Source organism: Stenotrophomonas maltophilia, from assembly GCF_003970865.1.
Classification (GTDB): Bacteria; Pseudomonadota; Gammaproteobacteria; order Xanthomonadales; family Xanthomonadaceae; genus Stenotrophomonas; species Stenotrophomonas maltophilia_AR.
In genome coordinates this window covers 32,282-51,651 of sequence record NZ_RXLZ01000036.1, presented here as the reverse complement: position 1 = coordinate 51,651, position 19,370 = coordinate 32,282, and the positions used below count along the sequence as shown (strand labels likewise).

Annotated in this window: 10 protein-coding genes and 3 tRNA genes; 6 read left to right on the top strand and 7 right to left on the bottom strand. The window is 66.4% G+C overall.

Translation table 11 applies throughout. The features are described 5' to 3' along the window. From EKL94_RS13340 to EKL94_RS13315, 6 genes are all read right to left on the bottom strand, one after another. Positions 1 to 643: GTP-binding protein (locus tag EKL94_RS13340; protein ID WP_126929445.1), on the bottom strand; the 643-nt coding region annotated here is incomplete at its 3' end. 41 nt (positions 644 to 684) lie between these two features. Beyond that, positions 685 to 760 (bottom strand) — tRNA-Thr (locus EKL94_RS13335). A 49-nt stretch (positions 761 to 809) separates the two neighbouring features. Further along, positions 810 to 883, bottom strand: a tRNA-Gly gene (locus EKL94_RS13330). Positions 884 to 907: 24 nt separating this feature from the next. Then, positions 908 to 993 (bottom strand) — tRNA-Tyr (locus tag EKL94_RS13325). 137 nt (positions 994 to 1,130) lie between these two features. Next, positions 1,131 to 2,147, bottom strand: a complete 1,017-nt coding sequence (locus EKL94_RS13320; RefSeq protein WP_126929444.1) for an isoaspartyl peptidase/L-asparaginase family protein — start codon at positions 2,145 to 2,147, stop codon at positions 1,131 to 1,133. 95 nt (positions 2,148 to 2,242) lie between these two features. Continuing rightward, positions 2,243 to 3,262 carry a cyanophycinase gene (locus EKL94_RS13315; RefSeq protein ID WP_126929443.1) on the bottom strand — a complete coding sequence of 340 codons (1,020 nt, stop codon included), beginning with the start codon at positions 3,260 to 3,262 and terminating at the stop codon, positions 2,243 to 2,245. Positions 3,263 to 3,432: 170 nt separating this feature from the next. Here EKL94_RS13315 and EKL94_RS13310 point away from each other — a divergent pair, with 170 nt between their 5' ends. From EKL94_RS13310 to EKL94_RS13285, 6 genes are all read left to right on the top strand, one after another. Then, entirely contained in the window at positions 3,433 to 6,189 is a 2,757-nt protein-coding gene (locus tag EKL94_RS13310) for a TonB-dependent receptor plug domain-containing protein (protein WP_126929442.1), read from the top strand. 162 nt (positions 6,190 to 6,351) lie between these two features. After that, on the top strand, positions 6,352 to 9,123 hold the full coding sequence (locus EKL94_RS13305) for a response regulator (RefSeq protein ID WP_126929441.1): 2,772 nt from the start codon (positions 6,352 to 6,354) through the stop codon (positions 9,121 to 9,123). Next, positions 9,120 to 10,340 carry an EAL domain-containing response regulator gene (locus EKL94_RS13300; RefSeq protein WP_126929440.1) on the top strand — a complete coding sequence of 407 codons (1,221 nt, stop codon included), beginning with the start codon at positions 9,120 to 9,122 and terminating at the stop codon, positions 10,338 to 10,340. The genes EKL94_RS13305 and EKL94_RS13300 overlap by 4 nt, the downstream gene beginning before the upstream one ends. Positions 10,341 to 10,465: 125 nt before the next feature. Next, entirely contained in the window at positions 10,466 to 13,693 is a 3,228-nt protein-coding gene (locus tag EKL94_RS13295; protein ID WP_126929439.1) for a hybrid sensor histidine kinase/response regulator, read from the top strand. Then, complete coding sequence (locus EKL94_RS13290; protein WP_100439550.1) at positions 13,690 to 14,331, top strand: response regulator; 642 nt, start codon at positions 13,690 to 13,692, stop codon at positions 14,329 to 14,331. Before EKL94_RS13295 ends, EKL94_RS13290 begins: the two co-directional genes overlap by 4 nt. Before the next feature lie 263 nt (positions 14,332 to 14,594). Continuing rightward, a complete protein-coding gene (locus EKL94_RS13285) occupies positions 14,595 to 17,876 on the top strand; it encodes an autotransporter outer membrane beta-barrel domain-containing protein (RefSeq protein ID WP_126929438.1) in 3,282 nt (1,093 codons plus the stop codon). Positions 17,877 to 18,010: 134 nt separating this feature from the next. Here EKL94_RS13285 and EKL94_RS13280 read toward each other — a convergent pair whose 3' ends face one another. Next, the gene (locus EKL94_RS13280; protein WP_126929437.1) at positions 18,011 to 19,135 is read right to left on the bottom strand and encodes a DKNYY domain-containing protein; all 1,125 of its coding nucleotides are present in this window, start codon (positions 19,133 to 19,135) and stop codon (positions 18,011 to 18,013) included. Positions 19,136 to 19,370: the final 235 nt, after the last annotated feature.

The following is a 19,370-nucleotide window of genomic DNA, read 5'->3' as shown; positions in this document are numbered from 1 at the left end:
TCAGGAACGGCTTGTCGATCGCACGCTCCGGCTCCGGAATCCAGCTGTCCAGGGCGTCGACCAGCTTCAGGATGGCCGGCACGCCGATGTCGCTCTGGTCGCCTTCCAGCGCCAGACGGGCCGAACCAGCGATGATCGGGGTGTCGTCGCCCGGGAAGTCGTACTTGCTCAGCAGCTCGCGCACTTCCATCTCGACCAGCTCGAGCAGCTCGGCGTCGTCAACCATGTCGGCCTTGTTCAGGAACACGACGATGTACGGCACGCCGACCTGACGCGACAGCAGGATGTGCTCGCGGGTCTGCGGCATCGGGCCGTCAGCGGCCGAGCACACCAGGATCGCGCCGTCCATCTGGGCGGCACCGGTGATCATGTTCTTGACGTAGTCAGCGTGGCCCGGGCAATCGACGTGGGCGTAGTGACGGACCGGGGATTCGTATTCGACGTGCGCGGTCGAGATCGTGATACCACGAGCCTTTTCTTCCGGCGCGGCGTCGATCGAGGAGTAGTCCTTGAACTCGCCACCGAAGCGCTCGGCACCGATCTTGGTCAGTGCGGCGGTCAGCGTGGTCTTGCCGTGGTCGACGTGACCGATGGTGCCGACGTTGACGTGCGGCTTGGTGCGCTCGAACTTACCCTTGGCCATGGCTGCTTATCTCGAATTCGTCTGAGAGGTGATGCTTAAGATGGTGCTCACGAAAGGAATCGAACCTTCGACCTCTTCCTTACCAAGGAAGTGCTCTACCGACTGAGCTACGTGAGCCGAGTTTTGCATTATGACATGAACTCGATAATATTCAAAGTTCATTCAATGGAGCGGGAGACGGGAATCGAACCCGCACCATCAGCTTGGAAGGCTGAGGTTCTACCATTGAACTACTCCCGCGCCGGGAATGTCACAACGTGAAACTGGTGGAGGGAGGTGGATTCGAACCACCGAAGGCGTAAGCCAGCAGATTTACAGTCTGCCCCCGTTGGCCGCTTGGGTATCCCTCCTTACCACCCCATTCCGCTGCCGCCGAAGCGTTGCGGTGTGTGGTGGTGAGCCGCTTATTCTGCTGATGGGACGGGGGGCTGTCAACGCTTTTTTCCACTTTTTTCACACGCTGTCGCAAACCCATTGATACGCAAGGTTATTGCCCCGGGACCGGCAGGGTCTCGTTGGCGAAAATTGCGATATGAGGGACGCCGTCGCCGCCGATCCAGCCTCGATACATGCCCTGGGTGTTGAACGGTGTTGCCATTTTTCCGTCTGCGCCGAGCACGATCGCACCGCCGTCGCCGCCCATCTGCGGAATCGACTCGTTGATCACACCCTTGCCGGCCTGCTCCGGCGTCTGCCCCTGGTAGCGCATGCGTGCACAGATCTCGTGCGCGGCAGCGGTGCGGATGTAGTACTCGCCCCACCCGGTGCCGGACACTGCGCAGCGTGCGTCGGCCCAGGTGCCGGCACCGATGATCGGCGAGTCACCCACCCGGCCGTAACGCTTGTTGGTCATGCCGCCAGTGGAGGTACCGGCGGCCAGGTGTCCCTGTACATCCAATGCGACTGCACCGACGGTCCCGAAATGCTTTGCGGTCTCCAGATCGGCATGCGCCTGGCCGCTGGCCTCTTCCTTCAGTGCACGCTGCAGCTGCTGCCAGCGCTTCTCTGTACGGAAGTAGGAGGGATCGACCAGAGAAATGCCCTGCTCGACCGCGAAGGCTTCGGCGCCCTGCCCGACCATCATCACGTGCCGGGACTTCTGCATCACGGTCTGCGCCAGCAGGATCGGGTTGCGCACCCGCTGCACGCCCGCCACCGCACCCGCCGCCTGGCTCGCGCCGTCCATGACCGCCGCATCCAGCTCGTTGTGGCCGTCGTGGGTGAACACGGCGCCCTTGCCGGCGTTGAAGGTGGGATCGTCCTCCAGCACGGTGATCGCGGCGGTGACTGCGGCCAGCGCGGGGCGACCCGCTGCCAGCTCCGCATGCCCCTTCAACAGGGCCGCCCGCAGCGCGTCACGTGCGGCCTTTTCCTCGGCCGGCGACAGGTCCTTGCGCTCGACGCCGGCGCCGCCGTGGATGACCAGCAGCGGTGAGGTGGCCGGCACGGCCTGGGCAAGCATGGGCAGGGACAACAGTGCGGACAGCGCCAGGCGCAGTTTCATCGGATACGTCTCCAGCAGTAACGAGGGAATGGATTGCAGGGTAGTGCCAGCCGCTGGCCGGCAAGGGGCGAATCAGGGAAGGCCAGCGGCCGGCACTACCGAAGCGTGAACTCCATCTCGCCGTCGCTGACATCGGCCATGGCCTGGTAGTCGGCCTCGGCCTGGAAGTCATCCAGGCGCATGCGACTGCCGCTGGCGACCACCGTTACCGGCACCGCGTGGAAGCGCAGCGGCTCGCCCTCGACCAGGCGGTCGGCATCGCGGCCGGGGCTGACCACCCAGACCTTGCCCTCGCCGTCAGCACTGTAGACCTGTGCCTGGCCATCGGGCTCCACGCACAGGGCGGTGTCCTCGTCGACGCCGATGCCGACGATGTCAGGGTCGCCACTGTCCTGGGCGGCGCGCGCCACGAATACGATCAGGCGGCCGAGCCGATCGCGCTTGTCGAAGTGGGTGTCGGTGACCACGCGCTGCAGGTAGGGCATCTGCAGGAAGCCACTGTCCATGGTCACCGCGCTGCCCATCGGGTCGGCCAGCGCTCCAGCGGAGGTGATGCTGCCGCCGTCCATCGCACCGTAGGCATAGCCACCGAGGATGGCGAGCCCAGCGCTGGTACCGGCAATCGGCTTGCCGGCGCGCACATGGGCGTTGAGCGCGCGGTTGAGCGCAGTGCCCTTCCAGAAGCGGATGTAGCGCGACTGGTCACCACCGGCGATGAAGATGGCATCGGCTGCGGCAACCACGCGCAGCACCGCCGGATCATCGGCACCACGGCGACTGTCGAACACCAGCGTCTGCACTGCGGTGGTCCCGCCAATCTCGCGATACAGGCGGTCCTGCAGCTCGTCACTGCCAGATGCACGCAGGATCAGCACGCGGCCATTGCCAGCCTGCTTCAGCCACCAGTGAAAGGCCTCCGGCACCCATTCGCCACCGCCCATCAGCATCATGGCCGGCGCGCGCGGACCCGGCCGGGGTGCGTCGAGATCCCCTGCTTCGTAGTAGGCGAAGCCCGGGCCCTGCAGGTCCTGCGCAAGGGCGGCCACCGGCACGGCCAACACCAGCAGCGCCAGCCAGGCGAAGGGGGCACGCAGGGTCCGATGGAGGCGTCGCATCTTGATCTCCCTGAACAAAATCGACTTGCAAGCGTTTTCACTCTTTGCCAGATAGGGACCCAGTAGTCAAGGGCATAAAAAAGGCGTTAAATGCGCGCGCCCATTCCAGAAATCTGAATGGGGGACAGGGCCCCTCCTCTGCGGGCCGGCTTCACTTCCGAGAATTCCTCATGCGTAGAAAGGCGATGGCGTGGTCGATCCAGCTGGCGTTGATGGGCGTGGCTGCTTCCGCGGCGGCCCAGGCACCGGCTTCCTCTTCGGTTCAACAACTGGATGCGGTGCAGGTCACCGGTTCGCGCATTCCGCGCGCCCAGGTGGAAGGCCCCGCCCCGATCACGGTGATCAGCGCCGAGCAGATCCGTTCCAGCGGCTTCACCAGCGTGCCCGACGTGCTGCGCTCGATGACCCAGAACGGAGGTGAGACCCAGAGCCAGCAGTCCTCCAGCGGCGCCGACTTCTCGCCGGGCGCCCAGCAGGTGGACCTGCGCGGCCTGGGCCCGAACCACACGCTGGTGCTGGTCAATGGCCGCCGTATCGCCGACTTCCCGATGCCGTTCAAGGGGCGCAGCAACTTCACCGATGTCTCCAACATCCCGCTGGGGATGATCGAGCGCATCGAAGTGCTGACCGGCAGCGCCTCGGCCATCTACGGTTCGGACGCGATCGCCGGCGTGGTCAACTTCATCCTGAAGAAGAAGGCCGACGGCACCACGATCGACATGCGCATGGGCACCACCAGCGAAGGCGGTGGCGACTCGTTCGACATGAGCCTGGCCAGCGGTTTCAGCCGCGGCAATTTCAACGCGGTGTACAGCGTCGAGCTGCAGTCGCAGAGCCCGCTGTGGGCGTACGAACGCGATATCCAGGATTCGACCCAGGACGCGCCGACTGAACGTACGCGTGCCGCTCGCCGCGCCTATCTGCGCACGGACGGTAACGACGCCTACCTGGATCCGGGCGCAGCCACCTGCGAAGGGCTGGCCGGGCAGAACCAGGGCAGCACTTACCATGCCTACCGGCCGCGCTCCGGCTGGTACTGCGGCAGCGATACGTCAATCGGCTACGGCACCATCCTCAGCAAGCGACGCGGCGCCAACGGCTACGCTTCGCTCAGCTACGACTTCGACAACAGCCAGCAGTGGTTCGCCGACGTGCAGCTGGGCTATCACACGATGTCGATGATGCGCGATGTTACCTCCTGGGGCTACATGAGCTCAGACGGCAATGAAGCAGGCTATTTCAGAAACATTGCCAGCACGGAGGCCGATCCACAGATCGAATCCTGGAACCGACAGTTTTCGCCCGAAGAGATGGGCGGCCTGCGCAACGGCATGGTACGCAGCACGCAGAAGACCTTCAGCGTGACCACCGGCTTCAAGGGCAACTTGACCGGCAACTGGGACTATGAAGCTGCACTGAGCCACTCGCAGTACCAGTCGCGGATCAGTTGGGCGAAGATCATCGCCGCCAAGGCCAACGACCTGTTCCTGGGCCCGCAGCTAGGCGATTACACCGATGACGAAGGCAACATATTCCCGATTTTCAATGCCGACCCGTCGCGCCTGTACCGGCCGCTGACCCGCGCCGAGTACGATTCGATCGCAGCGCGCACCACCTACACCCCGAAGTCCCGCACCGAGACGGCTGCGTTCACGCTGACCAATTCCGCGCTGTTCGGCCTGCCGGGCGGTGATGCCGGTTTCGCCGCGACCGTGGAAGTGGGCCAGCAGGCGTACTCGCTCAATCCCGATCCGCTGGCGACCCAGTACTACTACTACAGCTGGAAGGATTCGGACGGCAAGGGTTCGCGCAACCGCTGGGCCACGGCGGCCGAGCTGCGCATGCCGCTGCACGAGACGGTCAACCTGAGCGTGGCAGGCCGCTACGACCAGTACCGCTATTCCGGCCACACCATCGGCAAGGCGACCTGGAGCGGTGGCCTGGAATGGCGCCCGATCGACACCCTGCTGGTACGAGGTTCGTATGGCACCGCGTTCCGCGCACCGGACCTGCACTATGTATTCGCCGGCCCGGGCAACGACGAGACTGACGTAGTCGATCTGTACGACTGTCGCGCCAATGGCACCGAATGCGACGAAGACGTCAGCATCATCCGCAGCCGTACCGGCAACCGCCAGCTCGATCCGGAAACCAGCACCTCGTGGAGTGCCGGCTTCGTCTGGTCGCCCGCGATCGGCCTGGACCTGTCGGTGGACTGGTTCGACATCGACATGCGCAAGCAGGTGCAGGACATGGACGTGCGCACGATCCTGGCCAACGAAGCGAACTGCCGCCTGGGTACTGCCGACATCAATTCACCGACCTGCGTGGACGCGCTCGACCGCATCACCCGCACCAGTGATGGCCGCCTGTACGGCGTGCGTGTCGCCCCGATCAACGTCGCCCGCGAATCGACCTCCGGCATCGACGTCGGCCTGCGCTACCGCCTGCAGACCGGCATCGGTGATTTCATCCTCAACGGCACCCACACCTGGGTGAAGAAGCACGATTTCCAGCGTTACCCCGGTGACCCCGTCGAAGATCAGTTCGCAGTCAACAGCGGTTTCGATATTCCGCGCACCAAGACCAGCCTGAGCGTGACCTGGGAGAAGGCTGCATGGTCGGCCACGGTCTACGGTTCACGACTGGGCAAGCTGCCAACCTATGACAGCTACGCCCAGACCTTCGAGTGGGACAGCGGTGACAGCCCGTACATCAAGGCGGCCTACCGCTACAACGCATCGCTGCAGTACCGCTTCGACGACCACTCGCGCCTGTCGCTGTCGGTGGTCAACGTCTTCAACAAGATGCCGCCGAAGGACGCCACCTACACCGCGTATCCGTACTACGACGTGTCCTGGTTCGACAGCGTCGGCCGCACCATCAACCTGCAGTACACCCACAAGTTCGGTGGCAGCGCGCTGTAAGTACCCGGCCACTGCCGATACAGGAGGCCCCCGCTTCGGCGGGGGTTCTTTTTTCCGCCGCCTGAACGGTACCCACGCGTATGCTCCAGACCGGCCGACCGGCGGGGGATTTTAGGAAACAGCTGATTCCGCGCCATCCGCGCCGCTCCCTAGCATCGTTGCATGTTCCGCTTCCCCCGCCCTTCGCTGCAGCAGACCGTGCCATCGACCACCGCGTCGGTGTTGCTGCGCTGCCTGACCGTCTGCGTCTTCATCTGCCTGGCCGCTGCGGCCGGGTTCTACCTGCTCACGGCATTCACCGAAGACATCTCGACCCATCGCCGCGAAATGAATGCAGCGGCCTACAGGGCCCAGATCTACTTCGACCAACGTGAAGCCCTGCTGCGGTACCTGGGCGATTCGGTGCTGGCCGGCAGCCCGGATGCGCCTGCCGCCGACAGCGAAGGCATGCGCCTGGTGCCGCTGGAGGGGCCTGGCGGCCAGCCTGGCCAACGCCTGCTGTTGTCAGCGCGCGCCGAGCACACGCTGCAGGCGCTGCAGACGCGCCTGCTGCTGGTCGATGCACACGGTGCGCATTGGCTGGCCGGGGGCGAAGTCGACGTGGACCTGGCGCACCTGTCATCACTGCGTGCACTGCAGGCACGCAGCGGCAGCCTTGAGGGGACCGACCCGGTGTACTGGCTGCGCCCCGGTGACAGTGGCGTTGCACTGGCGCAGCCGGTAGAAGCGGGCCCCCATCCGACGCAGTGGCTGGTGCTGCTGCTGGATGGCGCAGCGGCGGCGAGCATGATCGACGGCCAGGGCATCGGCGGCTATGCCCTGCTCGACCGTGCAGGGCAGCCGGCATTGTCCAGCCAGGCCCCGCGGCTGGATGCTGCAGGCTGGAAGACCCTGCAGCAGCGCCAGGACGACAGCTTCGGCACGCTGTGGAGCGGCGGCCTGCCGCGCGGCGTAGCGCTGGTGAAAAGTGTCGGCAATGATGGCTGGCGGTTGGTCTACCACCTGCCGCCGCAGCTGCTGCTGGGCGACCTGGCAGCGCCCCTGCTGGTCTGTGTGCTGTTGCTGCTGCTGGCCGGCGTCGCGCTACGCCTGCTGCGGCATCGCGTGGACCTCCAGCTGATCCAGCCGACCCTGCAGCAACACCGCCGCCTGCTTGAGAACCTGGATTTCAGTTCGACGGTGATCGACATGGCCCCGGTCGGCATCTGCGTCCTGCGCCGCAGCGACCGCGCGTTGCTGCTCTCCAACCAGCTGCTGCGCGACTGGCTTGGCGAAGATGGGGAACACAGCGACTGGCAGGCGCCATGGCGCGGACATGCCGGCGAGCGCGGGCGTGGACTGGAATTCACCACCCGCGACGGACGCCAGCTGCAGGTGCTGCACGCAGCCTGCCGCTACCAGGGCGATGACGTGCTGCTATGCGTCTTCCATGATATTTCCCGGCACCGCCAGGCACAGGCCGCACTGTCGTCGGCACGCCAGGCCGCCGATGCGGCCAACCAGGCCAAGAGCGCGTTCCTGGCCACCATGAGCCATGAAATCCGCACTCCGCTGTACGGTGTGCTGGGTACGCTGGAGCTGCTGGGACACACTTCGCTGGACGCCCGGCAGTCGCAGTACCTGCGCACCATCGAGAGTTCCTCGTCAGTCCTGCTGCAGTTGATCAGTGATGTGCTGGATGTTTCCAAGATCGAGTCAGGGCAGCTCAGCCTGGAACCGGCCGCGTTCTCGCCGCGCGAACTGACCGAAAGCGTGCTGCGCAGCTTCGCGGCGTCGGCTACCTGCAAGGGCCTGCAGATCCTGGTCTGTACCGATCCGCGCCTGCCGACGCGGGTGCTCGGTGATGCCGACCGCATCCGCCAGGTGCTGGGCAACCTGCTCAGCAATGCGATCAAGTTCACCGAGCATGGCCGGGTGGTGCTGCGCGTGCGCCAGGTGCAACGCGAAGGTGAATCGAGCGTGCTGGCCTGGCAGGTGACCGATACCGGCGTGGGCATCGCTGCAGAGGAACAGGCACGGTTGTTCGAACCTTTCCGCCAGGTCCGCGGCGCGGCCAGCGCGCAGGGCACCGGCCTGGGACTCTCCATCAGCGACCGCCTGGTGCGCCTGATGAACGGCGAGCTGCAGGTGGTGAGCGAACCTGGCCTGGGCAGCAGCTTCAGCGTCCGCCTGCCGCTGCCGGTGCTTGCCGCTGCCGAGGATGGCCCTGCACTGTTGCCGGAGCCGCCGATCCTGGTACGCGGCCGCGACCGTGAACTGGTCGACAGTGCCTGTGGCTGGCTGTGCCGCTGGGGTGCCAACGCGCAGCCCCTGCTTGGCGAGCCGACGCTGCAGGACCATGACGGCGCGATCCTGATGGATGGCGAAGCCGGGATGCCGCTGGCCTGGTCGGGCCCGCGCGTAGTGGCATCGATCGAGGGCGGTGACCAGCCGATCACCGCGGCCGATGGCAGCCTGGTGGTGACCCTGCATGGGATGACCGCGATCGGCAATGCGCTGGCCAACGTGCAGCAGCACCGCGCGGCGCAGCCGGAGACCACGCGCGTGGCACCACCGATGCCCCTGGGCCTGCGCGTGCTGGCCGTCGAGGACAACCCGATCAACCGGGTGATCCTGGCCGAGCAATTGCGCACCCTCGGCTGCGACGTGGAGCTGGCACAGGACGGCGTGGAAGCCCAGCAGCGGTGCCGTGAGCAGTCCTTCGACCTGGTGGTGACCGACATCAACATGCCGCGCATGGATGGCCACGCGCTGGCCCGCCAGCTGCGCGATGACGGCAACCTGGTGCCGGTGATCGGCGCCACCGCCAATGCTACCGCCGAGGAGCGCGAGCGCTGCCTGGCCAGTGGCATGCAGGGCTACCTGAGCAAACCCATCGACATCGCCCGCCTGCGCAAGGCGCTCACCGCCCTGCGCCAAGGAGACCCCGCATGACCCAGCGTGTCCTGATCCTGGAAGACCAGCCCTTCCAGCGTGGCTTCCTGGCCAATCTGTTCGGCAGCCATGCCGGCGTCCAGGTCGATGCGTGCGAAGACGTGGATGCCGCCATCGCGTTGTGTGCATGCCAGCCCTATGATCTGGTGGTCAGTGACCTGCTGATGCCCGGGCAGGACGGCATCCAGTTCATCCAGGCTCTGGCGGCACAGCCACGCCCGCCCCGCCTTGCAGTGGTCAGCGCGGCATCGCGGCGGATGATGACCTCGGCACGGCTGATGGCCGAATCGCTGGGGCTGGATGTGATCGGCCTGCTGCCCAAGCCGGTGGCGGCTGCCGACGTGGACGCCCTGTTCGAGGTGCTGGCGCAGGCACGTCCGGCTACCGACACGGCCCCCTCACGCGCGGCGGTGGCACCCGAACCGGATGCATCACAGCTGCGCCAGGCCATGGCCGATGGCAGCCTGACGGCGTGGTTCCAACCGAAGAAGTCACTGCAGTCCGGACGGGTGGTGGCGGCCGAAGCACTGGTGCGCTGGCACCACCCGCAGCTGGGTACGCTGACCGCTGGCAGCTTCCTGCCGGCGATCTGCCGCTACGGGCTGGAGGGCGACCTGCTGCGGATGATGCTCAAGGCCAGCATCAGCGCACAGGCACGCTGGCGCATGCAGGGTTTCCGGGTACCGGTATCGATCAACCTGCCGCCCCATCTGCTGGAGCAGTCGGACCTGCCCGACGAGCTGCTGGCGCTGACCATGGCCCACGGCGGTACGCCCGGCGAGTTGTGCTTCGAACTGATGGAGAACAGCACCACGCGCCACGTCAGCGACTTCTATGCCGGTGCCTGCCGGCTGCGCATGAAGGGTTTTGGCCTGGCCCAGGACGATTTCGGCCAGGGCCTGAGTTCGGTCCACAACCTGGTCAATACCCCCTTCACCGAGGTCAAGATCGACCGCGCGCTGGTCAGCGGCTGCGCCCGTGACCCGGCCCTGCACCTGACCCTTTCGACGGTGATCGCACTGGCCAACCAGCTGGGCCTGACCATCGTGGCCGAAGGCGTGGAAAGCGATGCCGACCTGGCCGCGCTGCGGCAGCTGGGCTGCAGCCAGGTGCAGGGTTTCCTGATCTCGCAGGCGCTGCCATCGGACGAGTTCACCCGCCTGCTGGACGAGGAAGCACCACAAGTGGACGAACGACCGCGGGCCGCCCTGCGCTGACACGAGTTCCACAGCGGCTTCACAAAATCATCAAGTGGCATTGACGATCCTGTCTGTGCAGTGATGGCGGACTTCGCGCTGCCGCCACCGGTGCCGCCGTCCGTCCCCCTGCTCCGAGACCTGCCATGCCGGCCGAGGCCGCTCCTGTACGCCGACTCGCTCGCCGCTCGCTGCGTGTCCACGCCCTGCTGATTGGCGTGGTGGTGCTGGCGACCCTGCAGGCCGGACTGCTGCTGTCGGCCGGCTCGCAGCTGTTGAACGAAGAGCGTAGCAAGATCGAGTACCACTTCCGCCGCCTGGACGGCACGCTGCGCGAGCAGGAGCGCTTCCTGCGCCAGTGGCGGCTGCATGATGTCGGCGCGCGAGGGCAGCCGGTTGCGGATGCCAGCATGGAGCTGCAACGCGGGCCGTTGTTCGCCAACTTCGCGGTGATCGGGAGTGAGGGGACCGATCTTTCGCCCGCTACCGAGCTGGGCGACCGTTTCCTGCGCTTCTACGGCACGTTCTGGTCGGCCTCGCGCTACCCGCCACCACAATGCCTGCTGGTCGATGGCCAGGGCACGCGCGGGCTGCTGGCACCGGTACAGATCGCGGGCACCGATGCGAGCCAGAACAGCCCGCACCACCTGCGCCCGGCGATCGCTGACATCCACCGGGTTCTGGGTACGCGGCCCGCGCTGCAGCGTGGCGGCATCGTCTGGGTAAGCGTGCCGTGGCGCGACCGACAGACCTGGCTGCTCGCCATCGCCCACGCCCCGCAGGATGCGCGCCTGTGGGGTGAGGACGGCAAGGATTCACAGGCCGCGCTGGCCTGCCTGCTCGATCCGGCACGTGTCGATGACTACCGGCAGGTGCTGGGTGTTCCGGTGTTCCAGCGACTGTCGCTGTTCGATGCCGATGGTCAGCGCCTGCTGGGCGATGCCGCAGATGCCAGCAACGCCGGCACCTCCTGGCAGGCCGGCCTGGAAGGCCTGCAGTTCCGCATGCGCAGCGAGCGTGGGTGGCTGGCGGTGTACCACGTCAGCTGGCGGCAGGTGTTCCAGCACCCACAGGGACCCTTGCTCGGCGCGACGCTGGTGGCCCTGCTGCTGGCGTTGGGTGGCACGCTGGTGCTGCGCGCGTATCGGCGTTCGGTCATCGAGCCGCTGCGCAGCAACCACGCGCGCCTGCTGGAAAGCGAAGCCTTCAGCCGCACCATCCTGGACAACGCGCCGATCGGGCTGTGCCTGCTGCGCCGTACCGATGGCAATGTGCTGCTGGACAACACCCTCGCCCGCCGCTGGCTGGGCGAGGACCATGACACTGGAGGCTGGCATGGCCCCTGGCGGCGCAGCGTGCTGGCCGCTGGAGGCACCACACTCGGCGATGGGCTCGCCTACACCACACCCGAAGGCCGCCACCTGCTGGTGACGGCGACGCCGGCGCGCTATCGCGGCGAGCCGGCGGTGCTGTGCCTGTTCATCGATCTCAGCAGCCAGCACGAAGCCGAACAGGTGCTGCAACAGGCGCGCCGTGCCGCCGACCAGGCCAACCGGGCCAAGAGCCAGTTCCTGGCCACCATGAGCCATGAGATCCGCACGCCGCTGTACGGCGTGCTCGGCACCCTCGAACTGCTCGGACTCACGCCACTGGATGCGCGGCAGCAGGACTATCTGGCGACAATCCAGCGTTCTTCCTCGACTCTGATGCAGCTGATCAGCGACATCCTCGATGTCAGCAAGGCCGAGGCCGGGCAACTGAGCCTGGAGCCCAGCCCGTTCGACCCGGTGCGGCTGACCGAGGATGCGCTCGACTCGTATGCAGCCGCAGCCGCCAACAAGGGGCTGCAGTTCTACGCCTGCGTCGATGCGGACCTGCCACCCATGGTATGCGGTGATGCCGCGCGGATCCGCCAGGTACTCAACAACCTGATCAGCAACGCACTGAAGTTCACCGACAGCGGCCGCGTGGTGGTGCGCGTTTCGGCACGCTGGCAGAAACAACACTGCTGGCTGCAGTGGCAGGTCGCCGATACCGGTATCGGCATTGCCAGCGAACACCAGGCGCACCTGTTCGAGCCGTTCTTCCAGGCCAACCCGGGCACCGATGCGATGCGCGGCACCGGCCTGGGGCTGGCCATCTGCGCACACCTTGTGGCGTTGATGGAAGGCCAGCTGCGCGTGGTCAGCGAGACTGGCCTGGGCAGCAGCTTCAGTGTCGAACTGCCGCTGCCTTCGGCACCGGCGGATCCGCAGCAATCCCCTGCACCGCAGCTGCCTGCTGGCCTGCAGGTCCAGGTGCGGGGCAACGTGCGCGAGCTGGTGCAATCGCTGTGCGAACGCCTGCAGCAGCGCGGTGCACATGCCAGTGTGTACCGGGATGACAGCGCGGCGGGCTTGCCATCGTCCACCGTGCTGCTCGATCTGGTCCTGGACGACTCGCTGCCCGAGTGGGCGGGTGGATCGCACGTGGTCGCCTGCCGCGAAGGCGGCGTGCGGCCAAGGCAGGTCAATGGCTCCTGGCAGGTTGGCCTGCACCGGTTCGACGCGATCGTGCTCGCGTTGGCCGCGGCCAGTGGCCAACCGCTGGCGGCCAGCGCCGAAGGGCGCTTGCCGGCGACGCGCCGTTTCGGCCTGCAGGTGCTGGTGGCCGAGGACAACCCGATCAACCAGGCGATCCTGCGCGACCAGCTGGAACAGCTCGGCTGCCGCGCAGTGGTTGCCAGCGATGGCAATGAAGCGCTGGGCTACTGGCAGCAGGGCGCGTTCGCACTGGTGCTGACCGACCTGAACATGCCCGGGATGGATGGCTATGGCCTCGCCCGTGCCTTGCGCGCGCGCGGCGTCAGCGTGCCGATCCACGGTGCCACCGCCAACGCCGATCCGGCCGAACGCCAACGCTGCCAGGAATCGGGCATGCAGGGCGTGCTGGTCAAGCCGATCACGCTGGAAGCCCTGCAGCGTCTGCTGGCCCGGATCACCCAGGGCGATGCAGCGGTTCCCGCGCCGCCGCAAGGCCCTGCATCCACCTATACGCGCGATGATGATCTCCCGCTGCAGATTCCCGCGAAGATGCAGGCATTGTTCGTGCAGACCATGCAGGCTGACCTGGACAACCTGCGCCAGTCGATCGCCACCGCCGATCCCGCACGCGTGGTGCAGGTACTGCATCGCATCCGCGGCGCACTGGTCATCGTCGGTGCACCCGCGCTGGTGGACAGCGGCCTGCAGATCGAACATGGCCTTGCTGGCGGCGATGACCTGGCCACCCAGGCAGCCCCGCTTGCCGGCTTCCAGCGACGCCTCGAACAGCTGCTGCATCCGCTGCTCGATGCGGCATCCTCTTCCCTACCTGACGACCCGACCCTGCCATGACCACACGGATCCTCATCGCCGACGACCACCCGATCGTGCTTGCCGGCATCCGCGACGTACTGGCCGGGGAGCTGGACCTGGACGTCGTGGGCGAAGCGGCCGACCCGGCTACGCTGATCGAGCTGATGACCCGGACCCGGCCACAGGCGGTGATCACCGACTACAGCATGCCGGGGGGCGACCGCTTCGGGGACGGCATCAAGCTGATCTCGTTCCTGCGCCGCAGCTTCCCGGAGACACGCCTGCTGGTGCTGACGATGGTGTCCAATCCGTCGTTGGTTGCGGCGATGTATGCCGCCGGCGCCGGCGGGGTGGTGCTCAAGAGCCATGGATTGGGCAGCCTGGTACAGGCCCTGCGCGTGGTGCTGGCCGACCGCGTTTACCGGCCCCCGGGCCTGCTGCCGGTCGCCGCGAGCGAACCGGCCGATGCCGATGCGGTCCGCGCGCGCCTGTCGCCGCGCGAGCTGGAAGTGATCCGGCTGTTCACCGGCGGCATGAGCGTGGGCGACATCGCCCGGCAATTGCAGCGCAGCGCAAAGACGGTCAGCACGCAGAAGATCAGCGCGATGCGCAAGCTCGGCGTGGACAGTGACCAGGCACTGATCGAGTACTGCCTGCAGGCCTCGTTGTTCGCCTGAGGCCGACTCGGGGCTGAATCCTGCCGGCCCTGCACGAGGGCCTGCAACGGCTTTAGGAAACGCCTGATTCCATAGGACGGTGCCGATTTCTAGGCTGGACGCATCCCGCCATGGTGCGCCTGCCGGCAGTAGCCGCGTCGCCGTGGGGGACGGAAGTCCGATGGCGCCTGCAGCTGCCATCGCGTGTGGCTTCCGCAGCGACGCGGCCCTGCCGCGCCAGTTCGCGCAGCCGTGCTGCGCCCTGCCACAGGAAGTCCAACAGCATGTACGCCTCCCCGACCCGGCACCGCCGTGCGTCCGCGCGCGCGCGCCTCGCGCCTGCCCCCCTCCTCCCCAGCCTGCTGGCGACCGCCCTGTGGGCGGCGCTGCCGGCCCACGCCGCCGATCTGACCGGGCCGCTGAAGGTCATCAATGGCCAGACCCTGCAGCTGGATGCGGGCGATACCCTGCTGCACTCCGTGGGCGGCTTCGCCCTGGATGTGAACGGAGCCGGCAGCACGGCAACGCTCGATGGCACGCGCGTCGATGTCACCGGAGGCGGCAGCGCAATCCAGGCATCCGCAGGCGGCAGCGTCCTTGTCCAGGGAGGACACATCCAGCTTGGCAATGGAAGTTCAAGCGTCGGTTATGCGCTCAACGCAACCGGCATCGGCAGTGCCATCCACGCCAGCAACCTGGTCATCGATGCCTATCGCAATGGCTCCGGTTACGGCACGGTCAACGCCACCAACGGCGGCAAGGTATGGCTCGATGGCGGCAGTGTAAGCAGCGATGGTCATGCCCTGTATTCCAGCGGGCGTGGAAGCGAACTGCATGTATCGGGGACCACGATCGGCAACGGTGCCGGCCGCGCCGCCTATGCCGAGGGCGGCGCACTGCTTTCGTTGGAATCACTGGCGATGACGTTCGCGCAGGCAACCAACGGCTCCAGTGGCCGCCTATCTGCAAGCGGCAGCGGAAGTGTGATGTCGCTGCGCGATGTGGATGTCATCAATGGCTACTTCGACATTGACAACGGGGGGACCCTCCGCATCACCGGGGGCACCGCCACCGCCAACGGCAGCAGCATCCGACTGATCGGAAACCGGACCAATCGAACGTTTTCCACAGCGGAAATCACCGATGCCCGCTTCGAAACCATCGGCGGCTACGGCGTCAACGTCAACAGCTGGGGCAAGCTGACCGCCGAGGGTGCGCACTTCACCGTCCGCGATGGCAGTTCCGGGATCTGGCTGTCCGGTGCCGATTCACTGGCCGACCTGAGCAACACCGTGATCAGCACCTTTGGTGACAACGGGTATGGCCACGGTGTGGACGTATGGGGTGGCACCGCGACGATCACCGGTGGCAGCATTGATACCCATGGCGATGGCGTCTACGGCCTGCGCGCTTCCGGCAGCAACCCTCCAACGCCCTACTCCCGGATCCGTGCCAGGAATCTCGACATTGCGACCTACGGTGCGGTGTCCGGTGGTGTGTTCCTGGGCGGCAGTACCGCGGACATACAGCTGGACGGCGGCTCGATCACCACCCATGGCGCCTCCTCGTTCGGCATCGTGCAGATGAACACTGCAAAGCTCACTGCGGACGCCCTGCACATCCAGGCGCGGGGAGCGAACTCGGGTGCCTATCGTTCCTACATTACCGTATTCGGTCCCTACTGGGACCGGCTGGTGTTCAACGACAGCCAGATCGAGACCCTGGACGGTCCTGCGCTGTGGTTGCAGGGCAGCAACCACGAACTGACACTCAACAATACGGCCGTTGTCGCCCGCCACGCAGGTGAACTGGATGGCGGCCGACTGCTGCGGGTCAGCGATACCGTGTTCACCGATGGCAGTTCGGTGGCAACGTCCGAGATCCGCTTCACTGCCGACAACAGCCGCCTGAGCGGCGACGTGGTCGTCGACAGCGCGACCGCGGAGGTGCACATGGTGCTGCGCAACGGTACTCAGTTCAGCGGCGCCCTGCGCAACGACTCCGGTTACCAGGTCGCACAGCTGGCGCTGGATGGCAGCAGCCAGTGGAACGTGCGTGACAGTTCCAGCGTCGGTGCACTCGAACACGCCGGCACCATTGCCTTCGATGCGCCGGCGGCGGGCGGTTTCAAGACCGTCACTGTCAGCGGCGACTACGTGGGTAACGGTGGCCACTGGATCTTCAACCGTGCACTGGGTGACGATACCTCGCTCGGCGATCAGCTGGTGATCAGCGGCAACAGCAGCGGCACCGCCAGCGTGAGCGTGCGCAATGCCGGCGGCGCCGGTGCACTGACCCAGGAGGGCATCCGCCTGATCACCGTAGGTGGCCAGTCCGATGCTCAGTTCGGCCTTCAGGGCCGCGCGGTTGCCGGTGCCTACGACTACTTCCTGTTCAAGGGCGGCGTGTCCACCCCGGATGATGGCAACTGGTACCTGCGTTCGGAATACGTGCCGCCGGTGGATCCGCCGGAACCGCCGGTGGATCCGCCGCAGCCGCCGGAACCGCCGGTCGATCCGCCGTCACCGCCGGAACCGCCGGTCGATCCGCCGTCACCGCCGGAACCGCCGGTCGATCCGCCGTTGCCGCCGGAACCACCGATCGATCCGCCGCGCCCGCAGGTGGAGCGCCCGGAGCCGGCGGCCTACCTGGCCAACCGCAGTGCCGCGCTGGGCATGTTCCGGCACAGCCTGCACGATCGTGCCGGTGATCCCGCCGCCGAAGCCGGCGCCCGCGGCGATGCCGTGGCCTGGATGCATCTTCGCAACGCGCGGCCCGACAGCCACGACCGCAACCGCCAGGTACAGGTCGATGGCCAGATCACCAGCGTGCTGGTCGGCGCCGGACGCCGCTTCGAGGTGGGTGGCACGGGCGAACTACTGGCAGGTGCGATGCTCGGCCACGGCCGCGCACGCAATGACAGCCGCTCGCAGGTGACCGGCTACACCGCACGTGGCGTGGTCACCGGCACCAGCGTGGGTGCCTATGCCACCTGGCTTCAGGATGCGCGCATGGAGCGCGGCGCCTACGTGGATGGTTGGCTGCAGTACGGCCGCTTCCACAACAGCGTGCAGGGCGAAGGCCTGCAGAAGGAGCGCTATGACGCCCGCAACTGGAGCGCGTCGGCCGAGGCCGGCTATGTACTGCCCCTGCGGCGCACCGCGCAGCGCGGCATCTACCTGGAACCGCAGCTGCAGGTGGTGCACAGCCGCTATGACAGCGACCGCGTGGTCGAGGCCAACGGCACGGTGGTCGAGGACCGCGGTGGTGACGAGACCAGCACCCGCGTCGGCCTGCGCCTGTACAGCCGTGGGTTGAGCCCGGCGCAGGGCAAGGTGCACCCGTACGTGGCGGTGAACTGGTGGTCCGGCGGCAATGGCGCGGGCTTGGCGATGGACGGCGAGCGGCTGCAGCGGCAGCTGCCACGCGACATCTACGAAGCCAAGGCCGGCGTGCAGGTGGATCTGTCCGGCGGCTGGCGCGGCTGGGGTGAATTGAGCCGGCAGAGCGGCGGCATGGGCTTCCGCGACGTCGGCGCGCAGGTGGGCGTCTCGTACAACTGGTGATGCGGGAAGAACCCGGCAAGGGAGTGCCGGGTTCTTTTTCCAGGCGCGACATGGAAGCGGAGCGGATCGGGTGCGGTGGATGATCCCACCCCGGCGCGTTCAGCGTTCCATTCACCCGGCACGAGGGATGTGCTTCATTTCTCCTGCGGATCCAGGAGTACGGGGCCAATGTTGCAGAGCTTCGACGACGTCACGCAGACGGACCATCGATGGTCTGCATCGTGATACCGGCCATGACCAGCAGCCACGAATGAGGCGGGATCGACGCCCTCGCAGGTGCGTCCGTACAGATAGACCGCATGCCTGCCACGTGCAAGCCCGTATTCCAGAACGTCGAAGTCCTCTGGAGCCTCGGGCAGGAGTCGCATGCCACACCAGACATGCGAGCGGTCGGCGTAGTAGCCGCCCTCGGCGCCGAGACGTCTGAATGTTGCCGGATGGATGTCGTCCATGCACAGGCCGCTCCCATCACGCTCAGCCAGATAGGCCTTCTCTCCCACCACGACCGCCTGCCCCACAACGCGCGGCGACCGGTCCAGGCTGGCGACCACCTGGCCCTTGAAATAGAGACGCTGATCATCAGCCCAGAGACGACCTGCCAGCCGCCGCAAACGATAGGGATCCGCACCCTCGACGACATCAGCCTCTTCGACCCACCCCGCGGTGTAGAACACACGGGTGCCGTCTGTCAGGTAGGGATCGTGATCGTCGTACAGGATGATCTGCTGCGGCGACGCCCGGCGTACCCAGGCGTTGCCCAGTTTGTTGAAGCGCAGCAGCAACGCGCGGAAGAAGAGCTTCTTCTGGTGCCGGCGCTGCTCGGGCATCCAGCGCAGCAGGACATCCACCCTGGGCATCAGCAGGTCCAGCGCCTGCTCGGGCAGCCGCGCGACGGAACGCAACCGGCCACCGCCAAGTTTCCAGCAGGCCAGCTCGCCCTCGCTCCCGCCGGGGTAATGTCCAGCACAGAGATATCCCTGCGCGGCTCCTTCCGCCAGCTGCGCGAGCTGCCTGAACAGTGCCAGTACCGGGGCTGCATCATCGAGATTCCTGCCTGAGGCGCGGAAGAACAGCAACAGAGCCTGGTCTGGCAGGTATTGGCATAGAAAGGGTTCCTCCGGACATCTATCGGACTGGTCTACGCAGGCAGCCAGTGTGTCCAGTACGGTGACATCGTCGGCCACCGGACGTTTCAGCCACGCGTTGAAGTTCTTCTCCGGCACCTGGATCTGGGCGGCAATGCTCATCAGTTCGCTCATGATCCATAGCGTCCGCGCTCGCCTCCTCTGGATCTATCGGAAGAATTGCAAATCCCGGATCCGGTCCGTGTCCGGTGGCCCAGGTTTTCCACATCGGAGGTGGAAAGCGATGGGGGCTTGGTGTGGACAAGTAGGCGCGAGCATTGCCACGCAAGCGTTTCGGAGCGTGGTTATTTTTTGTCCATGCTCTTCGACGGTTTTCCACACCCGTCGTGGAGAGTGGTTGGGATTTGAT